Source organism: Carboxylicivirga litoralis (assembly GCF_025499605.1).
Taxonomy (GTDB): domain Bacteria; phylum Bacteroidota; class Bacteroidia; order Bacteroidales; family Marinilabiliaceae; genus Carboxylicivirga; species Carboxylicivirga litoralis.
On sequence record NZ_JAFMVC010000003.1, the window covers coordinates 1 to 24,085 of the forward strand.

Sequence of the window (24,085 nt, forward strand, 5' to 3'; positions counted from 1 at the left end):
AAATCTAACCGTTACAGTGCGTTGGATTATTTTTGAATTCTTGTTTCTGGAAGCCAACAAAAAGCTTACCGCTGAAAAAATATAGGGCACAACGGATTGGGCATATGAACCGTGCGGGGATTAAAATAGTACTTCCCTCTTTTCAACGCACTAAGCCCAATGGTTTTATAGGGACTAAATTTAACAATTAATAGTTTCTTTAAAAGCATTGGGCGGACTTAGTGAAATCACCGCAACTTCGCAAATCACAGCGCCCCGCATGGTTTATGATGCCGTGTTGGCAACTGCCCTTTATGCTCCGTCATCAATTAAATGCACAATCGGAATACATTTCTCTCCAAAAATCTGCATATGATTTTGAATATCTCCGAAAATTTCCTCAAATCTATCAAATGTTGATTCATAACCATAGCTTCCATCTCTTTTGTATGATTCTTTTAGTTTTACAACTCCAACTTTCTCAAATTTTTCTTTAAATCCATAAAATGCCTTGTGTGTAACCAAATGATATGATAATCCTAGAAATCGATTTGATGAGTTTGGTATTTTTTCCCATAGTTTATCAATATCAGTTTGCATTTCTATTATTTCATTTCTATAAAATCCACTACTTATCCATCTACCACAAACTGCATAATCTTCAATTACTTTTGAGTCTGGTTTAAATTCACCTTTATATGTTGTTCCCACTAAATCATATGTGCATAGCCCTCTTTGTTGAGTAATCTTTGTGCAAATTACGGCTCTATATTGTCCATCGTTTAATTTAAAAGTTAATAAGTCATCAGGCTGAAAATGAAAATTGGTAACCTTCCTTTTCTTTTTCGGTTTCCGAATCTTTACATTTTCAACACTAATCTTTTTAATTAAACGATTCAATGCTAGCTCACGCTGTCTTCCAGTTTTTTTATCGCACTCTTCAGTCCAAACTTTTACTCCAACACCTTTAGCAATTGTATTACTTACCTTTTTTAAAAGTGAATCATTCATTAATCCAATTTCCCAAAAAGCTAATGCTAATGAGGTTAAATAATTTTCATAATCAAAGTCATCATAATCTACATCGAAAGGAAATTCTTCTTTAATTTTTTCTAAGTCAACTTCATTATCGTACAAGTCCATAATTCCCCAATAGGTATCATGAGCAGTATCACCATCAATTATTTTTGGTCCATCAGTTGCCATTTTGCACTTCGTTTTTTGTAAGGGTTGTTGCCAACTAGTCGATATAATGCACCAATGCTCTATAATATGCTTATATGGTACAATATAAAGCACTAAAATAGCTTTTTAGTATAATTAATCCGCTTTATTGTTAATAGAAAAGTTGTTTACTATTCACATATTTTAATCCCGTTGTGCTTGGTAGTGCTCCCGTCGCATATGTTGGCCTTCCCGTCGTTAAAGTGTGGGTTCCCGTCGGTGATACCATGCCTTCCGTCGCTGTTATACCCTCTCCCGTCGCCAAAGTAAGGCTTCCCGTCGGTATTGTACCCCTTCCCGTCGCTCAAATGATAATAAAAAAGGGTGCCGAAGCACCCTTAATCATTTAGTGTCAAATTTAAATTTATTGTTCTTTTAACGAACGGCGATAAGCTCGGGACTGATCACGCTGATACTTGCTTGAATAGCCCTTAACATGCTCAGGGTTGTTGCGGAAAGCAAACTTACCATAATCACGTATCTCATCCACTACTTCTTTCAGCAATGTATAAGCTTTGTCGCGTATTAGCTTACGTTCGTCGTCGCGGTACATGTAACCATTGGCTGCCGACAGCATGCCACTCATCTCACTGGCCATTGTATTGGCCAGGTCAAATTTGGCCGCTTCGTAGTTAATGGCTTGCACTAATTCTAGATTTTGCGTTCCTAATACAGCCAGTCGAGCCAAGTCTTCAATGGCATCGGCATGCGAATCACCATCTTCAATATCGGCCAACTGCTCCATCAGGCGCTCATCTTTGCGAAAGGCAAAGCCCAGGTGCTCCATCAATTCGTTTCGTAAAGTATATAGCTCGGGCGATTTTTCTTTCCACAAGTCAAGCGCTTTTTGGCGGTCGCTTTTCTGTTCCTGCCAGTTTACTTCGGCAGTAAACAAGGCAGCCCGCAATTTGTCAAGGCGCTGTTGCAGTTCAGCCGGCATACCTAGTGCAAGAAGCTTGTCAATATCAAGGTTCACGCGTTCGTTTAAATTACCAGCCTCTTGAACTGCTACACTAATTGGGATATTACACGGTTTAATATCCTCCTTTTTTACATTATGAATTTCAGGAAGCATTTCCTGAAGTGCATTTTCTTCAGCCATATTATTAGCTTTTAAATATGAAACAATTACGCATCTGTTTTATGCGTGCATCTGTCCTTACTGAAGTTGTTTTTCCTGTGTGTGACACTAAATTGCTAATGAAGATAATAAATATAATTAAAAACAAAAATCACTCGTTATTGGCAGAAAGAAATTGATACTAAACTCCTAGGCTGCCGAAGGAGTCTTCTCCTGTGCTTTGTTGGTTAAAATTTCGCGCGAATGGATTTGTGTGATAGCGGGGGCTAATTTGCCAATGCGTTGCTTATGTCTGTATAGTGATACAAAACCCTTTATGATTTAGAGAAACACTAAGCGGTTTGAAGACTTTCTAAAAAAAATGCAGAGTCTTTTATGGTTTAAAAGCTCTGCATTTTGATGTTGTATGTTATCCTAGTAATTCAACGAAGCGCCTGTTATGGCCATAAAAATATCTAAATCGCGCAACTCGTCTTTTATATCAAGTAGTTGAGATAGTTTGATAAAGCCAATTTTATAGTTGTACTCAGGGCCTTTGTATTCTTCGGTAATGGATTCAAACTTAAATTTATCAAGCACCGCTTCGTCAGAATAACGCAAGTAGAGTTCTACCTGGTGCTCTTTCGAGTAGTTGAAATCATCGGCGTATTTCATTTTTTTATACTCGTAGGCATAGTTATGTGCCAGTGCCGTTATGTCCGACAATACCGCCGAACCGGTTGGGTGTGCCCCTGCCCCTTTTCCAAACATAAACTGTTTGTCGTAGGCTTTTCCTTTAATGACTACGCCGTTAAACTCATCCTCAACACTATAGATGTATTTATCTTTGCGCACAAAACGAGGTAGAACAAACAATGTGATGTTGTTACCCTCCAGTCGTTCAACCTGCCCTACCAGCTTTATTTTATAGCGTTTTTCGCGTGCATACTGTATATCAAAATCCGAGATATTGGAGATACCGTAGGTCAATACATCATCGGGGTTGATAACGGAGCCAAAGCTGTGTAAGGTTAAAATAATCAGTTTGTAAAGCGAGTCGAACCCTTCTACATCAAAGGTGGGATCGCTTTCGGCAAAACCTAAATCTTGTGCATCTTTCAATGCTGTTTCGTAGGATTGGTCGTGGTCGAAAATTTTAGACAAGATATAGTTAGATGATCCGTTTAGAATACCGGTCACCGATAGTAACAGGTCGTTATCGTAATACTCTTCAAGGTTACGAATAACCGGTATACTACCGCAGGCAGATGCTTCGTATAAGAGTGACACGTTGTTTTCTTTTTGCAGCTGAATCATCTCCGCCATATTTTCGGCCAGCATCTTTTTATTGGCCGAAACCACATGTTTACCCTTTTGTAAGGCTTTTTTAACGATGTGATAAGCTTCATCGGCATTATCAATTAGTTCAACTACCGTGTTGATATTTGGATCGTCTAAAATATCATCAGCATTGTAGCAAAAAAACTGTTCGGGAAGTGAACGTTCTTTTTTGTTCTTCACACAAATCTTCGAAATTTCAGAATCAAAGGCAGGACTGGTCTTTAATACATCGTATAAGCCCTGACCAACTACGCCGAAGCCAAAAAGACCGATGTTTAGTTTTTGTTTCATGGTTGTCTGTTTCTACAAACTTATTTAAGCTTGTTAGTGGTAATTTTGTTTTGCTCTACAAAAGTAAACGAAAATACTAACCATCCAATGAGTTAGCCTGGGGTTATTGCATTTAACTAGTTTAACCACCTCCCCACTTCATGGTACTCCTCCTTCAAAAGGAGGAGAATGGCGCAATCCCGTCCCCTCCTGAATTTTAGGAGGGGTGCCGACAGGCGGGGTGGTATATTTATCTTTAAAAGCAATTGCCCTGTGAGTGAGCTCATCAGATGGTTTTAAGTTGTATTAAAGTTTAGCAAATGCTCCTTCTAAATCGTTTTTAATGTCATCGATATGCTCAATACCTACCGATAAGCGAAGTAAGCCCGGCTCTACACCTGATGCTTTTTGCTCTTCTAAACTGAGTTGTTCGTGCGTGGTTGAGCTTGGGTGAATAATCAATGACTTGGCATCGCCAATATTGGCCAGGTGGCTAATGAGCGACAGATTATTAATGAATTGATCGGCCGCCTGTGCATCGCCTTTGATCTTAAAGCTCATCACCCCTCCAAAACCTCGTTTAAGATACTTTTTAGCCAACGAATGATACGGACTTGATGCTAAGCCCGGATACTTCACGTAGTCCACTTTAGGGTGGTTTTCGAGCCATTCTGCAATTTTTAAAGCATTCTCCACATGGCGATCAACGCGTAGTGATAAGGTTTCGAGTCCCTGAATCAGCAAAAAGGCATTAAACGGACTTAGGGCCGAACCGTAATCGCGCAATCCTTCCACGCGTGCACGAATGATAAAAGCAATATTACCAAACTGGCTGTCAGCTCCAAATACGTCCCAGTATTTCAAGCCGTGATAACCTTCCGAAGGTTCGGTAAATGACGGAAACTTACCATTTCCCCAGTTGAAATTACCGCCATCAACAATAACACCGCCAATGGATGTACCATGACCCCCAATCCATTTGGTGGCCGATTCAACCACAATATTGGCTCCATGCTCTATTGGGCGAAACAGGTAACCGCCAGCACCAAATGTATTATCAACTACTAAAGGAATGTCGTGTTTTTGAGCGATAGCTGCGATGGCTTCAAAATCAGGAATGTTAAACTGAGGATTACCAATGGTTTCGATGTAGATAGCTTTGGTATTTTCATCAATAGCTGTCTCAAAATCCTGCGGGTTGTCTCCTTCAACGAATTTAACATTAATGCCCAGGCGCTTAAACTGAACTTTAAACTGGTTATACGTTCCGCCGTACAAATACGATGTTGAAACAAAGTTATCGCCTGCCTCCAGGAAGTTTGTCAAGGCAATAAACTGGGCTGCCTGCCCCGATGAAACGGCTAAGGCCCCTACTCCACCTTCCAGCGCGGCTATGCGTTTTTCAAATACATCGGTGGTTGGGTTTTGAATGCGCGTATAAATATTTCCAAATTCCTTTAAGCCAAATAGGTTAGCGGCATGTTCAGAGTCTTTGAAAAGGTAAGAGCTGGTTTGGTAAATGGGTACTGCTCTCGAAAGTGTTGTTTCGTCTACATCGTGGCCTGCGTGTAATTGCAGTGTTTCAAAATGAAAATCAGACATAATTATTTAGTTTTTATGGTTAATGTTTCTTGTTTTAACCTCTACCCGTGCTCAACGCACCGGTCTGTACTAACTATTATTTGATTTTCAGATACGATGCGTTGTGACACTTAGCGTGTCATCATCATACACATCATCATATGAGAAGTGAAATTAATTGCCTTAGCAGCGATTAATTTGGTAGAAGTGATATGAAATAATTGCTTTTTCATTGCTTACAAATAAAGAGATTTTACTCTTAAATTCAAATGTTTTTTTAGTTAATTTTTTATTTTACCTATATAATAAATAGAAAATCAACGCGTTAATGGTAATAAGAAATATTGTATGAAATTTTTTTCTTGACTTACGCAACCTTATTTAATATGTTACGTCTAGAAAGAGGAATCGGGAGTTGTAATAGTAGTTAATAACCAATTTAGTTAATCCCAATTTACTATGATGACTCGAAAATTATTAACCGTTAAAGAATGGGTCAGAGGAATTGATATTCCTGTAAGGTTCCTGATTTTACAGATTTTTATATTATCTGTTATCGCCTTAAGCCTTGCCTTGTAAGGTTAAAAAAGCTGATTGAAGTATGGCAAAACATACTCCAATCAGTTTTTTGTTTTTTATGGATTTGATGGCGGAAAGGCCTCTTTTTCAGTCCATAATTCTAAATTCTCGGCATTCGTCATTTCAAACTCTAAGTGTCCTCCTTGCATAATCTCGTGGTGATAAATGTATGAGCGATTTAAAAGCTTACCGTTAAGTTTGACGCTTGCAATGTGTTTATTTGATTCCGATGCGTTATGCGCTGTTATTTCAAACAATTTTCCATCGTCAACTTTAATACTTGCCTTGTTCCAAAGTGGTGTTCCAATAACATAAATACCATCTGCCGGGTTAACCGGATAAAATCCCATTGAGCTGAAAATATACCACGATGACATCTGGCCGCAATCTTCATTGCCGCAATGACCGTTAGGTATTGGAGCGTATTGTGTTTCTAAAATTTCTCGTACTCGTTCTTGTGTTTTCCAGGGCTTACCAAGGTAGTTATATAAATAGGCGACATGGTGACTCGGTTCATTACCATGTGCATATTGGCCAATCATTCCGGTACTGAATATTGGTAATTCATCATCATCTTTTGGATGATAAGTGAACATGCTATCCAATTTCTCCTCAAAACGTTGATAGCCCCCTGTTTTATTAATTAAGCCTTCGATATTATGAGGAACAAACCAGAAATAGTGCCAGGCATTACTCTCGCAAAAATGGTCGGTATAATCCTTGGCAACAAAACCTTCTAAAAATTGTCCATCAGCTTTTTTAGGGCGTAAAAATGAGGACTCTGTATCGTAATGATTTTGCCAGTTATTGGCACGTTTCATAAAATAATTGTATTCATCTGTCTTATTTAAAGCTTTGGCCAATTGTGCAATACACCAATCGTCGTAGGCATATTCAACTGTTTTAGACACCGACCAGTTTTCGTGGTCGAATGAAACAGGTACATACCCTAATTCGCGGTATTCTTTAATGCCATGGGAATCATCCATAGCATTCGATTTACATGCTTCGTAAAGCAATTCAGCATCAAAATCGTTTAATAAACCTTTAAAATAGGCATCCACAATAACCGGTACCGCATGGTAGCCAATCATCATATCGGTTTCGTTACCTTGCATCGACCATACCGGTGATAAGCCAGTTTGCTCGTAATGACTAATCATACTGCTTACAAAGTCTTTTGCCCGCTCAGGATGCATGATTGTGTAAAGAGGATGAGCAGCTCTAAACGTATCCCACAACGAAAAAGTATCGTATTTGTCGTACCCTTTGGCTTGGTGATAGTCACCATCAGCACCTTTGTAATTGCTATCTGTATCGCTCAGTAAAGTTGGTGCCAGCATGGATTGATAAAGCGTTGTATAAAAGGTTTTTTTATGCGTGATATTATCTGTTTCAATCGTAATTTTTGATAATTCGTTTTCCCAGACATCAGAAGCATCTTGTCGGTATTTATTAAAGTCATTGTGCTTGGCTTCTGCCATTAAGCTGTTTTTCGAACTGTTATTAGAAGCTGACGAAAAACCAACTTTTACCAATACCTTTTCTTTATCCTTGGTAGAAAATTTAACAATGACCTTGGTGTTTTTATCCTTTACCGATGGCGCATTTACAGCTTCGTTATTAGCAAATAACTCAGTTGATTCAAATGGTTTTGAGAACTTGGCTGTAAAAAATACACGCTGGTCTTTGGCCCAGCCTGTTGAGAACCGATAGCCTTCGATGGTGGTGTTGTCAACTATTTTTAAATAAGTATCTACCGGAGCATCCCAGTTTAAAGCATATCCTAAATCAATTATAATTCCAGAGTTTTGATCTTCGGTAAATGTATACTGATGAATACCAGTTCGTTTTGTTGTGGTTAACTCCGCATTAATACCATAATCCTGTAAATATACCTGGTAATAGCCTGGTTCGGCTTGTTCATTATCGTGTGAAAATGTGCTGTATGGGCGGTTGCCGTTTTCTTTTAGGGTTTTGGTTGCCTTCGAATTAATAGGGCTTATGAGTATATCGTATAAATCGCCTGCTCCCGTTCCGGTCAGGTGCATATGACTAAAACCTGTAATGATGGTATCGGGATAAAAATAGCCGGCTATTCTGTCCCATCCGCCAATGCCATGATCGGGGCTCAGTTGTATCATACCAAAAGGCACAGTGGCGCCAGGATAAGTATTACCCGGACCATCGGTGCCCATAAATGGATTTACGAACGCCGTTAGTCTTTCTTTCGTTGGTTTTGTTTCATGCTTACATGAAAGCAAAAGGCTGACCAATATTGCCGTTAAAAGAATATTAATGTTTTTCATTTGAAGCGTATTTTCTGTTGTAATGCATTAATTTACAAAGAAAATACGCATAGTGCTTGAGTATGGTGGTCAGAGGTTCAAATTGGTATATTATTCCTTTTTTAGTGATTTATCACATGTTGAATATCGTCATGTTACTTAGACCGGTTCTAAAAAGCATCCTTTAAGGTTAAAAAAAGCTTAAATGAACATTAAATCAACATTAAGAGATGGAAAAAAATGACATCTTTGGGCTTTGATTAGAGATATTTGAATCGATTTATGTTTGGGAGGGTGTGAGCCTCTACTTTGGAATTAATTATGAATTATTCACTTTTTGATTTTCTGACCCTGATTGGTTCATTAGGGTTGTTTCTCTTCGGGATGAAGATGATGAGCGAAGCCTTACAAAAGGTTGCAGGTGGTCGCATGCGTAAGATTCTGTCGGCCATGACATCGAATCGTTTTTTAGGTGTATTAACCGGGTTTTTAGTAACAACCATTATTCAATCTTCATCGGCTACCACGGTAATGGTGGTAAGTTTTGTAAATGCCGGTTTAATGTCGTTGGTTGAGTCCATTGGTGTTATTATGGGAGCCAATATTGGTACAACCGTAACTGGTTGGATGATTACCTTACTTGGTTTTAAAGTAAAAATTAGTGCTTACGCGCTACCGATGATAGGTTTAGGCTTACCGCTTATTTTTTCAAAAAATTCATCGCGCCGCTCATGGGGTGAGTTTTTAGTGGGATTTGCTTTACTATTTCTCGGTCTTGAATACTTAAAAGGGTCAGTGCCAAATATTAAAGAAAGCCCTGAAGTGTTAAGCTTCTTGCAGCATTATACGAATCTTGGATTTGGCTCTACTCTAATTTTCTTATTTATAGGAGCTATATTAACGGTTGTTATTCAATCATCGAGTGCTACAATGGCACTTACTTTTGTTATGTGTAACCAGGGCTGGATTCCATTCCACCTGGCAGCCGCCATGGTTATGGGTGAAAACATAGGTACGACTATTACAGCAAACATTGCGGCCGCTGTTGGTAATGTTTCGGCGAAGCGAGCTGCTCGTGTTCACCTATTATTCAACCTGATGGGTGTTACCTGGATGTTAATGGTTTTCCCATGGTTTGTTGATGCCATAGATCATTTTGTATCGAAAAGCAATGGGGTTTCTCCAAGTGAATCTGTTGCTGCAATACCTACAGCTTTATCTATCTTCCATACTTCATTTAACGTTCTGAATGTTTTAATTTTCATTTGGTTTGTGCCGATATTCAAAAAGGTGGTGGTTAAAATGGTGCCTTCATCAGAGTTGGAGGAAGAAGAATTCCGATTGAAGTTTATTACAACCGGTATGTTATCCACATCTGAGCTGTCTATTTTACAGGCTCGTAAAGAAGTCCATTGGTTTGGCAAACACAGTCATAAGATGTTTGGTTTTATCCGCAAGTTGATGAACCAAAATAAGGATAGTAAGTTTAGCAAGCAGTTTGCCCGAATTGAAAAGTACGAAGGTATTTGTGATAACATAGAAGTTGAAATTGCCAATTACCTGGCACAGGTTAACCAGGGTAAACTTAGTGATGTTGGCCGACGACGCGTTCGTTCTATGCTTAAATTAGTGGATGATTTGGAAAGTATTGGTGACTGTAATTATAACCTGGCCAAAACCATTAATAGAATGCGCAATGCCAGCATTAAGTTCGATGAAACCATTCTAAAGAAATTGGAATTAATGTTTAACCTCGTGGATGAATCATTAGAAGTAATGATTACCAACCTGGATGATTCGAATGAAGATATTCATATTACTAAGGCTAAGCAATTAGAAGATGAAATCAATAATTACAGAAATCAGCTTAAAGTTGAGCACCTCGATAATCTGAAGAACGGTGTTTACACCTATGAAGCTGGTATTATCTTCAACGATTTATTCTCTGAATGTGAGAAATTAGCCGATTATGCCATTAATGTATCTGAGGCATTAGCCGAAGTGCATGCACAATAAATGAGCTGAAAATATATAAAAAAAAAAGACCGTGAAAACGGTCTTTTTTTTGTCTTATTTAAACCAAACATTATCTGGTGTGATGTTTAATTCTGGAGAATAGGCTTTTGCAATGTCAGCCCAATCGACCAACTTAAAATTTTGTGCTTTAGGCACACCGTTTTCTTCATTAAAGCCATCCTGAACGACCAATAATCCTTTTGGGAATTGATGGCCTAAGGCAATATTAGTCACTGCTAATCCATCAGTCTCCTCTGCCCCATCGATGGTTTCTGAAGCTTTGACAGTGAAATTACCCAAATATTTATTGTTACTTTCTTTCTCAAATACGGCATAGGAAAAATTACCTTGAACAGAGGCTAACAGATAACCTTTGCCATCACCGGCATAATAAATGTCTAAGCCTTCCAAATCGTAGGCAATGTTATGATTTAGGCTATCACTATCAGTTATCTTAAGCATTTCATTATCTGCATCTTCTTCTGCATTAAGTTTCCAAATGGCATTACCTTCTTCGGCGATATATAATGTGCCCGTTTCATCGTCGGCCACCATACCTTCGCACTGCGATGCTAATGAGATAGTTCTTACATGTTTAAGGCTGATTTTTTTGCCTTTCGTAATAAGTTTCCATTGTTGAACATGACCATTTTTGCCTCCAACAAATGTATAATACGCTTGTTTTTTGCGACTATAGTACATGCAGCATCCATAAGCATCATCAATAATGTTACTATCCAATAAAGTTGGTTGAGTGTGGATGCTTCGTAAACTGTCGGCATTGACTTCAAATAGTATGATGGCATTCTGATTGCGCTCTGATGCTGCTGCAACTGCAATACGCTTATTATTCAAAGGATAATTATAGCGCACATCGACGTTATTGACTCTTCCTGCAGAGGCAAAGTTGATTAATTGACCTTGCAGGTTATAAAGTGCCAATCCGGCCTGTTTATCGGTGCCAATTATGCGCGATTCCGATGGATTAAGCTCATTATACCAGATTGCAGGATCGTCCGCAGCATCGATTGAATGGTGCTGATCCACAGGTTTTGTTTGTGCTTTTGGTGTAACAACACGATTAAACTGCGATTGAAGCTGGAGAGCATTGGCTTTCTTGAGTGAATCTTCGATAGCTTCTGTACTCCCGTCTAGTTTGGTTATTGCTTTATCAGTCATTTGGTGAGTGCTAGTGTTGACCTTATGCCAACACCCCGTCATTACAACAACAAATAAAGCAAGTACTATTAGTATAGATTTCATAAGCATTAAAAGTTAAAACGAATACCTCCCTGCATGCGAATGCCACAGTATTCTTCTTGCATTGTGAATTTTGTATCGCCTTGATAGTAGCGTAATGGTTGATCGAATAAGTTATTAACTTCTGCGAAGAATTTCAGGTTTTTAGTGATATCGTACGACCCACTTAGATCAACATGTGTGGCTTTATCGTAGTAACGATCTTCATAAGCTTCTTCACCATATTCATCCACAAAATCGCCTGCATAATTCAATGAAGCGCGAAGCGTCAATTTCTTACTTTCATAGAACAAAGAAGCATTAACTGTGTGTTCTGGTGTACCTGTTAATTTAAGATCCTCCTCTTCTCTTCCTTCTAACTGGATATTTTTTACTTCGTTGTAGTTGTAACTATAGTTGGCATAAAAACCAATGTTTTTAAGAAACCCTGGTAGAAAATTAAACTGTCGTTGAAATGAGGCTTCAAAACCAAATAAATCGGCATCGCCGGCATTGATTGGCTGATAGACTTCCCACTCTGTACCATCCTTCATTATCGACGTATTTTGAGTGGCAATATAATCGCTTATGCTTTTGTAATAGACACCAGCAGAAATTAAACCAATTGATTTGAAATAGTGCTCCAGCATCAGGTCAAAGTTCATTGAGGTGGTAGCATCTAATTCAGGATTACCCAACTCCATCTCTTCGTCTTCCTGGTTAATGATTTGATAAGGAACCAAATCAAAGTACTTCGGACGTGCCATAGTATTTGTCCATGCAGCTTTCAATTTTGTGTCTTTCGATAAATCGTATTTAATCAATAGACTTGGCAAGACATTGCCATAATCGCTCGATTGTTTACCTGTTGGTTCGTAAATGTCATTGTCAGGATCAAATACATAACCTGAATACTCCAAATCAGTCATTTCGTAGCGAATACCAGCCACAGCTTTTAAACGAGCACCAAAATTTTGATCCCACCGGATAAAACCTGCTGTCACTGTTTCTTGAGCTTCAAAGTTGCCGGCTGTTTCTTCAGGATTTGGAATTGCATAACCAAAATCGCCACCGCCGCGCAGGTCAAGGTCACCAACATATTCTGGTTTTACGAAATGACCTGCTGTGTAATCACCAGCGCGGAAATTATCTTTTGTTTTGTCAGTTATGTTGGCTGCACTTGTTGCCGCAGCAACAAAGGCATCTTCATCAACCGGCTCATATTCGTAGAAATGATTGTCGCGTTCTTTTTCTTTCGCCTTGTATTTTAAACCAAATTTTAAGGTTGAATTCGCATTGATTGGAAGGTCAAAATTTACTTTGAAAGCTTTATCAATATCGTCGGTATATTGGAATTCTTCTGTAAGTTCTTTAAACCCCCAATTGCTGTTAAGATCAAGTGCATCCGCATCGTTAACAATCACATTTGGTGATTCTGTATTTAAATTATCAGGGGTGATGTTTGCATCCTTGTAGCGCATGTTTAAATAACGCTCATTGGGACGTTCTTCTTTAGCTTTTGAGTAAGAAGCCTTCCAGTCGGCTGTTAATTTGCCAAAATGGTGCTCACCACCCAGTGAAAAATTCATAGTTGCCTGATCTTCCAGTCGGGCATGCTTATTATCGCTGGTACTGGCTTTTGTTTCTCGACGAATTTCAGCAACCATATTGCCTTCATCATCTTCTTCGATGTCTTTATAACGTAAACGAAAACGATTTTCCCAGTCTTTACGGCGGTTATAGATACCTTTTAAATCAAAGGTGTGGTTCTCATTAATTTTGAAATCGAAGGAGGCGGAATAACTCTGTCGTTCGCGCTGTAGTTCATAAGTACGTACCTGAAAATCTTTCATAGTGGCGTCATCATCCCATTCGGCTTCAATATTATCAGAGCCTAAGTGGTGGTTGTAATAAGAACCTGAAACAACCATACCAATTTTGTTATTTAAAAAACGATCGGCATAGACAACTGAGCCTATCGCCATAGGTTTTTCAGCTAAAAAGTTATAACCACTTCCAATGGTTCCGGATATACGACGACCAGTAGGTTTTGAGCGTGTTACAAGGTTAACAGAACCGCCTATAGCATCGCCTTCCATATCGGCAGTTACTACTTTGTTAACTTCAATGGTTTGAACCATATCAGCAGGAATAAGGTCTAACTGAACCGAACGGGTTTCAGCCTCGGCCGAAGGGATACGTTCGCCGTTAATGGTGACCGAATTAAGATCGGGCGCGGTACCACGAATATTACCAAAGCGCGCTTCGCCCTGGTCATATTGTACATTGATGCCAGGAATACGCTTTAATGCATCGCCGATGTTTGAATCAGGGAAGCGTTCTACCTGGTCGGCAGCGATAATGTTGGTAACATTAATGCTATTTTTCTGCTGATTTAAAGCTTTGGTTTGACCCTGTAACTGACCATTGATTTTTATTTCTTGTAATTCGATACCTTCTTTTAGTGTGAAGTTGGCTTCTATTCCATTGTGATTTATTTCTACCGTTTGAGTAGCATCTTCGAAACCAATATAGTTGACTTCAATTGTATAACTGCCATCTGCAATGTTTTTAAGACGGTAAAAACCGTTAACATCCGTAATTGTTCCGGTTTCTATTAGCCCTTGTATATAGACCGCTGCACCTGGTAAAGGATAGTTTTCTGAATCGGTTACACGTCCGTGTATAAAGCCGCTTTGGGCAAAGCTTGTAAAACTCACTAATAGTAGAATCAGTGAGGTTATCAGCCAAGATGTTTTCATGATTAATTAAGTTTGTTAGAAAAATAAGTTTGATGCAAATGTAGAGGAGGCGTAATTGGCCCTTTTTAATTCAAACTTAATTTTACTTTATCATGAAATATCTTAAATGTTAAGATGTTAAATTAATGATATGAAATGGATTATAAAGCTATTGCTTACTTAATTATTGCTTTTGTATATAATTAACTATTACGATGATATTCAGTAGAAGAAGGTGGCAGTATAATAGTTACTTTAATGATTGTAAGATTATACTTAGCTCATAGTTTTTTGGAATACTTATATACGCAAAAAGGTCCGGCTTAACCGAACCTTTTTTCATCTGGATTTTATCTGATTTAAGGGAAAGGGCTTAACTTTCACGTGTTAAATATATATAAAAATGCAGTTGATCCTTCGTTTGCCTTCAAAAAAATATAGATGTAATTAACTCATTGCTAATAAATTGAACTTTTGCAATGTGTATTTTTATAAACAACCCCCTAATAATTAGATGTAAAAAATTGTTAAAATGAGTTTTTATAAAATCACCCCTATAAAATTAGGGATGTCATTAAAGAAAAGTTATAATTTTTATCAAGACCCCCTATTTAGTATTAAAAATAGTATTTGTTTTTTAGGTTGCTATTTATAGTCATTCAAAATAAGACTATTCAGCATAGGGGAATTTAATATCTTTAACCATGACTTGTAACGAGGTGATGCCATTATACACGTTTTCCTCCACCGTATAGCAGATATCGAATGGATCATTGGATTTGATGTTATCAATTATATGTCCCATCGAAAAAGCAATGCCTTGTTTAATGGCAGCTGAATGTTCTTCGATTATTTCCAGCTTAAGGTGGTCACGATCTTTACCAACACACTTACTTGTTCCATAGTCAAAAACGCGCTCCGATGAGAAAACAGGTTTCATATTACCTGGTCCAAATGGGCGAAATTGCTTTAATATGCGGTAGAACTTTGGGTTGATATCCTTCAGGTGAAGCTTCGAATCTATTTCTATTTGCGGAATCAGCTGATCGGGTGTGATATTATCTTCCACATATTGCTCAAAACGCCTTTGGAATTCCGGAATATGCTCAATTTTCAAAGTTAACCCGGCTGCATACATATGGCCACCAAAGTTTTCGAGCAGATCGCTGCACGATTCAATGGCTTTGTACAAATCAAAACCTTCAACCGAACGCGCGCTACCAGTTGCCAGCCCTTTTGATTCGGTTAAAATTACTGTAGGACGGTAAAATGACTCTGTCAGGCGCGATGCTACAATGCCAATCACCCCCTTATGCCAGTCTTTGTTATAAAGAACGGTTGACTTTTTATTGAGTAGTTCAGGGTTTGTTGCAATCAAATCATGCGCCTCAATGGTGATGCTTCTGTCTAAATCTTTACGGGTTTCGTTACACTCATCGATGTCTTTACTCATGATGCCTGCATTGCCTGAATCGCGGCTTACCAACAAATCCACCGCATCGCTACCGGCGTCAATTCGACCAGCTGCATTAATGCGAGGCCCAATTTTAAACACAATATCACTAATGGTGATTTCGCGACCTTCCATTCCGGCAATTTTAATAATGGAGCTTAGACCTATACCCGGATTAGAATTAAGTTTTTCTAAGCCATAATAAGCCATTATACGGTTTTCACCAACAATTGGAACGATATCGGAGGCAATACTTACAGCCACTAAATCAATTAAATCGTATAGCTGTGATTCTTTGTAATCTTTAAAGCGGCAGAATCCTTGCATTAGCTTAAAACCAACGCCACAACCCGATAAGTTTTTATCGGGATAATTACAATCGTGCCGTTTAGGATCAAGACAAGCTGCTGCATTGGGCAGTACATCGCCAGGAGTATGGTGATCGCAGATGATAAATTCGATGCCTTTTTCACGGGCGTAATCCATTTTTTCTACAGCCTTTATACCACAATCTAAAGCAATAACTAATGTTATGTCGTTATCGGCTGCGTAATCAATGCCTTTGTACGATATACCGTAGCCTTCTTCATATCGATTGGGTATGTAATAATCTATTTGATTATAATGCAGGCTGAGAAATGAGTAGACTAAGGCCACACTGGTGGTTCCATCAACGTCATAATCGCCGTAAATTAGAATCTTTTCGTTGTTGTCAAAAGCCTTAACAATGCGGTGAACGGCCTCTTCCATATCCTTCATCAGGAAAGGATTATGTAGATCGGTGAGCTTCGGGCGAAAGAATGCTTTTGCCTCATCGTAATTAGTAACTCCTCGTTGCACGAGCAAATTAGCCAATACACGATTGATATTTAAAACCTCGGATAAGTGAGCGATTATGTCTTCGTCACTTTCGGGTCGTATACTCCACCTTTTTTCCATCTCCTTACTTGCCCGTTTAAGAGCATAAATTTTTCGAAAAATTATCTTAAATCAAAAGCCGAAAGTGCAATTGTTAATAAAAATTAATTACTAATAAAGGATAAATAACGCTATATTGTTTATGCTCACTTGTTTAATTGCAATTCGAAGATGGCAGATAATTTTTGAAGTAAAACATCTTTCACTTCCTGCATATCAAGTTTTATACCAAGTTCCTTTTCCATCGAGGTTACGCCCTTATCCACAAATCCGCATGGATTGATATGGTTAAAATAATTGAGATTAGTATTAACATTCAATGCAAAACCATGCATAGATACATAACGGCTGGCTTTCACTCCTATTGCGCAAACCTTGCGGGATTTTCCGGGAACGGTGGTATCCAGCCATACACCGGTGGCTCCATCCAGTCGTTCGCTCTTAATATTGTATTCTGCTAAAGTCTGAATGATAGCTTCTTCCAACTTATGAATGTAGGTCTTAACGGTTAAGCCCAACTCTTCTAAATCCAGAATTGGATAACCAACAATCTGACCGGGGCCGTGATAAGTGATGTCTCCACCCCGGTTGATTTTATAGAATGTCGCATTTATCTGTTTCAGAAACTGCTCGTTGATTAACAAATTATTCTGAACACCACTTTTACCTAAGGTATAAACGTGTGGATGTTCCACAAACAGCAAGTGATTGATAATGGGCTTTAAATCATCTTTGTTATCACGGTTGTGCAATTTTACATCAACCACTTCAGCAAACAGTTGTTCCTGGTAATCCCAAACCTCTTTATAATCGCTACTACCAAGGTCTTCAAATACGGTGTATGTATTGCTCATTATTGGTTATTTAGTGCGTTAATGTGTTGATCAGCGTGGTACGATGATCGCACCATCGGTCCGCTTTCAACGTATTTAAAACCCTTTTCGAGGCCAACTTGTTTATATTTTTCAAATTGTTCGGGCGTCACATACTCCGAAACAGGCAAATGGTTTTTAGAGGGTTGAAGGTACTGGCCTATGGTCATAACTGTGACGCCAGCTGCCAATAAATCATCCATGGTTTCAAACACTTCTTCTTCCTTTTCGCCTAAACCAAGCATAATGCCCGACTTGGCTACCATGCCTCCATCTGCTATATACTTTAACACCTTCAGGCTTAAATCGTATTTAGCTTTCGTTCTGATTTGTGGTGTTAAACGACGAACCGTCTCCAGGTTATGCGAGATAACTTCAGGTTTGGCATCCATCACTTCCTGAATCAGGTGATGCAAGCCATTAAAATCTGGAATCAACACTTCCATGGTGGTATTCGGATTTAATTCCTTTGTTTTACGAATGGTGGCCGCCCAAATACCAGCACCGCCATCTTCCAGGTCATCGCGATCAACTGAGGTAATAACGGCATGTTTCAACTTCATTATCTCGATGGAGCGTGCAATTCGCAAGGGTTCTTTAATATCCACTGCGTCGGGTTTACCCGTTTTAACATTACAAAACTTACACGCCCTGGTACAGATATCTCCTAAAATCATAAAAGTAGCTGTGCCCGCTGCCCAGCACTCGGCTGCATTGGGGCATTTACCACTTGTACAAATGGTGTGTAGTTTATTATCGCGGATGGTGTTATGCATCCATTTATAATCACTCGTATTGGGGAGTTGTATTTTAAGCCAGTCAGGTTTTTGTCTTAGTCTTTTTTCTCTAATCTTCACCATCAAATCACTATTTAAGCCTTTATAATTCGGCAATATTACTTAAAAATGTTGGTCTAAAAAATGAGCAATATTGGTATTTAACTCAGCTGAATATCAACTTACCGTAACTAAACAGCCGATTTATGGCATTGTTCATGGCTAAATGAGTTAAACATTCTGCTATACGACATGTTTTGAAACTGTAATATGTCATGCTATCAATCAGTCATTTTTGCATATATTGCACCACTTTCAATGCGCAACCTATATTCAATTATATAATTAAAGAACAGATGAGACAATTTCTATTGCTTTCGTTGGCAATGGTATTCGCCTTTTCGGCTTGCCAGTCGCCACAAAAAAATGAACAAAGCGGTGATAACCCGTTTTTTAGTCAATACGACACACCTTTTAACGTGCCACCATTTGATAAGATAAAGGCTGAACATTACATGCCTGCCCTTGATAAAGCTATGGCAGAGCATAAGCAGGAGGTCGAAGCGATTATCAACAACAAAGAAGCAGCTACTTTTGAGAATACCATAGTGGCGTTAGACGATGCCGGAAAAATGTTATCTGAAGTAACATCGGTTTATTACGGTTTAAAATCGGCTCACGGAACCGAAGGTATTATGGCTATTGCACCTGAAGTAGGTAAAAAGATGAGTGCTCATGGTGATGATATTAGTTTAAATCCAGCCTTATTTGAGCGCGTAAAAGTTGTATATGAGCAAAAGGATGAGCTAGGCTTAAATGGCGAGCAAATGATGTTGTTGGACGATACCTACAAGGGTTTTGTGCGAAGTGGAGTTAATTTGCCAGAAGATAAAAAGGCTGAATTACGTCAGATTAACTCACGCCTTTCGGAGTTGTATAACGCCTTTTCGACCAATGTATTGAAAGAAACCAATGGTTTTAAATTGGTGATTGATAATGAAGCTGACTTAACCGGCTTACCACAATCAGCTATTTTAGGCGCTGCCGAAACAGCAAAAGAAATGGGCATGGAAGGTAAATGGGTGTTCACCACTCAAAAGCCAAGTATGTTGCCATTCTTATCGTATGCCGATAAACGCGAGTTGCGTGAGAAGCTTTATAAAGGTTACTACATGCGCGGTAATAATAACAATGAGTTAGACAACAAAAAGAATATCGAAGAGATTGTTAACCTGCGTATTAAGCGAGCTAATTTATTGGGTTACGAAACATACGCTGATTATGTGTTGGAAGAGCGCATGTCAAAGACATCTGATAAGGTATATGAGTTATTAGAGCAGCTTTGGGACCGTGCATTGCCGGTAGCGAAGAAAGAACGTGCGGCCATGCAGGCTATTATCGACCGTGAAAAAGGTGGATTTAAACTAGCTTCGTGGGACTGGTGGTATTATGCTGAGAAAGTACGTCAGGAGAAATACAACCTGGATGAAAGCGAAGTACGCCCTTATTTTGAGTTAAACAATGTGCGCGATGGTGCATTTGCTGTGGCTACAAAGCTTTGGGGTTTGCAGTTTGAAGAAATCACCACTGAATTCCCAAAACCACATGCCGATGCACAAGTATTTAAAGTAACCGAAGCTGACGGTTCACACAAAGGTATTTTATACATGGATTTCCACCCACGTGCTACTAAAAAACAAGGAGCCTGGTGTGGGGCTTTCCGTAAGCAAAGCCGCCGTGGTGGTGAAGAAATTCCTCCTGTGGTTACCATCGTTTGTAACTTCTCAAAGCCTGTTGGCGATATGCCTGCTTTATTAAGCTTTGATGAGGCTTCTACCCTATTTCACGAGTTTGGTCACGGCTTGCACCAGTTATTTAGTGACTGTACTTATCAGAGTTTATCTGGTACATCTGTACCACGCGACTTTGTTGAATTACCGTCGCAGGTAATGGAAAACTGGGCAGGCGATCCTGCTGTTATGAAGGAGTATGCACGTCATTACGAAACAGGTGAAGTGATTCCTGACGAGTTGGTTACTAAATTGAAGAACAGTGGTCAGTTCAACCAGGGATTTGCAACAACCGAATACCTGGCAGCTGCTTTATTAGATATGAACTATCACACGCAGAAAGAAGTGAAAGCCATTGATGTTAACCAGTTTGAAGAAGATTATTTAAAGAGCATTGGTTTGATTCCAGAGATTATTTCTCGTTACAAATCAACCTATTTCATGCACATTTTTGCCAGTAGCGGTTACACAGCTGGTTACTACAGCTACATCTGGTCGGGTGTGTTAGATGCCGATGCCTTTGAAGCCTTCAAAGAAACAAGCCTATACGATCAGGCGACAGCTCAATCGTTCCGCAAAAACATTCTTGAAAGAGGTGGAACGGTTGATGCAATGGAGATGTATAAGAATTTCCGTGGGCGCGAGCCAAAGATTGAAGCATTGCTTCGTCAGCGCGGATTAGAGTAATAACTCTCATATCCAATCAACAACAACTAAAAGCGGTTATCTTGTAATAAGGTAGCCGCTTTTTTAGTATGGAAAAGTACTGTTATGGATTGAATCATTAGTTACATATTACAAGTAAAAATGCAATCTTTTAATCTTTCAAAGATTACTTTACCTAATTCAATATCTTTGCACAATAGATTATACTTAGAAACATACTGATGAACGACCTTAAAACCACTAACACACTATTATTAATCATAGTCATTCCTTTTATTTTTTACTTGCTCAAAGTATTGTCTTTTATTTTTGTGCCCTTGGTTTTGGCTATGTTTATCTCGCTGTTATTCTTGCCTGTTATGCGCTGGCTCACAAAGAAAAAAGTGCCAAAGGCAGTGAGTATACTATTGGTCATCGTAATGATAACTGGTGTTTTTAAGGTAGGAGGTGAGCTAATTAAACTGTCGAGCCAGGAAATTCTCTCAGCTGATAGTCAGTTTTTTCAAATGGCAGAGAAAAAGTTGGTGGGTGTAGTTGTTTCTATTGAAGACTTCTTTGGCATCACCCGCCTGCAGGGCGAAACGGTTTTCAGTCATTACTTTAAAAGTAATAACATGCTGAATAATATTGGCATGACCATTGATTTTATTGGCAATGCTTTGTCATTAACTTTGACCACAGCGTTTTTTGTTGTGTTGCTGCTAACAGGTTCAATGAATTTTGAAAAGCTATTGAATTCAACTTTATTCAAAGTCAGGTATTCATCCGTTAAAGCCTTTCGTCAGGTCGAAAAGGACATCATTAAATTTGTGCAGGTTAAGTTTATTATCAGCTTATTAACTGGCGTAGGTTTTAGTCTGGCTTGCGTTTTCTTCGATGTTAGTTTTCCTATATTCTGGGGTTTATTTGCCTTTGCTATCAACTTTGTTCAGATGATAGGTTCCATCATTTCGGTAGTATTATTATCCTTATTTGCCTTAGTGGAATTAGACCCAAGTGGCACCTTATTGTTTTTTATATTAAGCATAACTGCAGTGCAGGCTGTTATGGGTGGTGTATTAGAGCCTGTTTTTATGGGCAAAACCTTCTCCGTTAATGTAATTATCATCTTAGTGATGTTAATGCTATGGGGGTATATATGGGGGATACCGGGATTGATTCTGTCCATTCCTTTAACCGTCTTTGCCAAAATATGCTTCGACCAGTTTCCGCGTTATAAAGCGGTTTCGAATATTATCAGCGGAAATAATTCATAAATTATTACAATTGAGTAAAGCGGTATACTAAGCTCAAGCAAACGTGTTTCATGATTTTGTGAATCTACCTTTGATAGATCGATATTCTGTTAAAAAGATGTAATAACGCAACTTTATAGCTTAATCCTCGTCTAATGATGTTTAATCATCAAATTGTGTTGATTAATCACATGAAAATCAATGTTCGTCACAAAAGCATATACGATACAAATATGAAAAATACAATTACTCTTTTTTGTTTATTAGCATTAGGATTGTGTTTAAAGGCGCAAACTAATGCCGAAACACTTCAATCATTTTTATGCGATGTTATTTCATTTGACGAAGTAACGCTTGATGCCAACCGCCCAATGACAAAGATTCGACAGCTGGCATCGGTACAAGCCGATACGCTTTATGTTTTAACTCCAGCCAACGCCGATGACGTATTCAAAAAGGCCGTTAATTACAAACATTGCATTGTTTTTGCGGGTAGTCATACCGTTGCAAGAGTAAGTGATTTTGATAAGCGTATTGCTTCGGGTGCCTGGCAAACGAATATGCCGTATGGAGAAGGTTATATTCAGCGCGGAGAGATGACAAAGAAAAGCGATTATATCAACAATATTATTGGCGTATCGAGTAACCAAAAAAGGGTTGTATTTCTTTTCAAATAAAGATATTCATAAATTTATTTCCATAAATGAGCCCAGATAGATTATTCTATTTGGGCTTTTTATTTCCATTAGTTTCTTTCTCATCAATCAAGTGAGCAACTATTTCCACATTATTTATTATAAATTCGTTGTTTAACTTGCAGTTTATCAGTGTGTATCAACTTTCTTTCAAAAAAGGTTATTTTTTGGGTAGGGTAAAATGTGATTGGTGCGGTAATCAGATGTAAGAGCACTTAAAACAAGGTTCAATGGAACTTTGAGAGCTCCAAAAACATGAAATTAACTAATTACATAAAAGATAGAATTATGAAAAAGGTATTATTATCATTAGCTGTTGTTGCTGCACTAGCATCGTGCGATAAGAATGACAACATTATTGACGACCTGCCAATGGCAGATGTTGATTTAAAATCGACGACAGAATCAGTGGTTACAACCGAGGCTTCATTAGACGATGTGGCCGAAGCAGCCGAATATGAAGTGGACCTTTTTACCGGAACCGATGATACAGTGGAGCAAATGGCTACTTTACAGGTAGGAACAAGTCTTAAGTCGGGTGGAGAAGGCGACCAAACCCAGAATCGTTATCGCAATCGTTACAAGTTGGGAAAATGCCCCGATATTCATATTGTGAAAGAAGAAGGCGGATGGCCACGTACGATTACTTTAAATTATGGTGAAGGAACAGAGTTGATGAATGGCCGAGTTATTGCTGGTATCATTGAGATTTATCAAACAGCCCCACGACGAGAGAACGGTATTCGCACCGTTACTTTTATCGATTTTAGTGTTGATGGTGTTGGCATAGCAGGCACAAGTGTTAAAACCTTTGATGCAACAGCATTAACCATCTCGGTTGTGCGCGATTTAACCTTCACTTTGGAAGATGGAACAACCATTGACCGCGATGCAGAACGTCTTATTACATGGGTTGAAGGAATGGACACTCCATTTGATCACACCGACGATGTTTTTGAAATTACAGGTTTTGTTAACTGTGTTGATTCTGACGATAATGTATACCGACGCGATATTACGGTGCCATTAATTAAAAAAGGTGACTGTCGCTGGATTGTTGCTGGTGAAATTTCACTAACGAAAAATGGTGTTGAGTTTGCAACCATCAATTATGGCGAAGGTGAATGCGATAACATTGCAGTGATGACAACAGCCGATGGCAGCGAAGAGTTTGAAATTGGCAAACGAGTAAGAGAAAAAAGAGAAGAGCGTAATGGTGAACAGAACCATAATCATAACGGACAATAACAACTTCCCGTTCACTTAAAACTAAGAGTTCCCGAAGAGGTAAACGTACTTCTTCGGGATTCACCGAAAATAATAATAGCAACAACAAAACATACAGGTTTACTTTTAAGGTAG

15 protein-coding genes are annotated in these 24,085 nt (G+C 38.7%); 5 read left to right on the plus strand and 10 right to left on the minus strand.

From position 1 onward, the window contains the following. Positions 1-291: 291 nt before the first annotated feature. The 5 genes from J1N10_RS03830 to J1N10_RS03850 all read right to left on the minus strand — a co-directional run bounded on the left by J1N10_RS03830 (position 292) and on the right by J1N10_RS03850 (position 8,343). Positions 292-1,185, minus strand: coding sequence for a hypothetical protein (locus J1N10_RS03830; protein ID WP_262325351.1), 894 nt, complete (start codon positions 1,183-1,185; stop codon positions 292-294). 382 nt (positions 1,186-1,567) lie between these two features. Further along, positions 1,568-2,305 (minus strand): hypothetical protein, encoded by a 738-nt coding sequence (locus J1N10_RS03835; protein WP_262325352.1) that lies wholly within the window; start codon positions 2,303-2,305, stop codon positions 1,568-1,570. A 393-nt stretch (positions 2,306-2,698) separates the two neighbouring features. After that, positions 2,699-3,895, minus strand: a complete 1,197-nt coding sequence (locus J1N10_RS03840; protein WP_262325353.1) for a homoserine dehydrogenase — start codon at positions 3,893-3,895, stop codon at positions 2,699-2,701. 285 nt (positions 3,896-4,180) lie between these two features. After that, on the minus strand, positions 4,181-5,476 hold the full coding sequence (locus tag J1N10_RS03845) for an O-acetylhomoserine aminocarboxypropyltransferase/cysteine synthase family protein (protein WP_262325354.1): 1,296 nt from the start codon (positions 5,474-5,476) through the stop codon (positions 4,181-4,183). Between the two features lie 614 nt (positions 5,477-6,090). After that, complete coding sequence (locus J1N10_RS03850; RefSeq protein ID WP_262325355.1) at positions 6,091-8,343, minus strand: GH92 family glycosyl hydrolase; 2,253 nt, start codon at positions 8,341-8,343, stop codon at positions 6,091-6,093. Positions 8,344-8,643: 300 nt separating this feature from the next. On the opposite strand from J1N10_RS03850, the gene J1N10_RS03855 reads away from it, so the two are divergent. Then, complete coding sequence (locus J1N10_RS03855) at positions 8,644-10,338, plus strand: Na/Pi cotransporter family protein (protein ID WP_262325356.1); 1,695 nt, start codon at positions 8,644-8,646, stop codon at positions 10,336-10,338. A 54-nt stretch (positions 10,339-10,392) separates the two neighbouring features. On the opposite strand, the gene J1N10_RS03860 is transcribed toward J1N10_RS03855, so the two are convergent. The 5 genes from J1N10_RS03860 to lipA all read right to left on the minus strand — a co-directional run bounded on the left by J1N10_RS03860 (position 10,393) and on the right by lipA (position 18,421). Further along, positions 10,393-11,517 carry a phytase gene (locus tag J1N10_RS03860; protein ID WP_262325357.1) on the minus strand — a complete coding sequence of 375 codons (1,125 nt, stop codon included), beginning with the start codon at positions 11,515-11,517 and terminating at the stop codon, positions 10,393-10,395. An 89-nt stretch (positions 11,518-11,606) separates the two neighbouring features. Further along, entirely contained in the window at positions 11,607-14,339 is a 2,733-nt protein-coding gene (locus J1N10_RS03865) for a TonB-dependent receptor (protein WP_262325358.1), read from the minus strand. A 649-nt stretch (positions 14,340-14,988) separates the two neighbouring features. Further along, on the minus strand, positions 14,989-16,710 hold the full coding sequence (recJ, locus tag J1N10_RS03870) for a single-stranded-DNA-specific exonuclease RecJ (protein WP_262325359.1): 1,722 nt from the start codon (positions 16,708-16,710) through the stop codon (positions 14,989-14,991). 125 nt (positions 16,711-16,835) lie between these two features. Next, complete coding sequence (lipB, locus tag J1N10_RS03875) at positions 16,836-17,543, minus strand: lipoyl(octanoyl) transferase LipB (protein WP_262325360.1); 708 nt, start codon at positions 17,541-17,543, stop codon at positions 16,836-16,838. After that, entirely contained in the window at positions 17,543-18,421 is an 879-nt protein-coding gene (lipA, locus tag J1N10_RS03880; RefSeq protein WP_262325361.1) for a lipoyl synthase, read from the minus strand. Before lipA ends, lipB begins: the two co-directional genes overlap by 1 nt. Positions 18,422-18,693: 272 nt before the next feature. Between lipA and J1N10_RS03885 the strand changes: the two genes are divergently transcribed. The 4 genes from J1N10_RS03885 (at position 18,694) to J1N10_RS03900 (ending at position 23,971) form a co-directional block, all read left to right on the plus strand. Beyond that, complete coding sequence (locus J1N10_RS03885) at positions 18,694-20,814, plus strand: M3 family metallopeptidase (protein ID WP_262325362.1); 2,121 nt, start codon at positions 18,694-18,696, stop codon at positions 20,812-20,814. Positions 20,815-21,014: 200 nt separating this feature from the next. After that, a complete protein-coding gene (locus J1N10_RS03890; RefSeq protein ID WP_262325363.1) occupies positions 21,015-22,049 on the plus strand; it encodes an AI-2E family transporter in 1,035 nt (344 codons plus the stop codon). Positions 22,050-22,183: 134 nt separating this feature from the next. Further along, entirely contained in the window at positions 22,184-22,705 is a 522-nt protein-coding gene (locus J1N10_RS03895; protein WP_262325364.1) for a hypothetical protein, read from the plus strand. A 306-nt stretch (positions 22,706-23,011) separates the two neighbouring features. After that, on the plus strand, positions 23,012-23,971 hold the full coding sequence (locus J1N10_RS03900; protein ID WP_262325365.1) for a hypothetical protein: 960 nt from the start codon (positions 23,012-23,014) through the stop codon (positions 23,969-23,971). Positions 23,972-24,085: the final 114 nt, after the last annotated feature.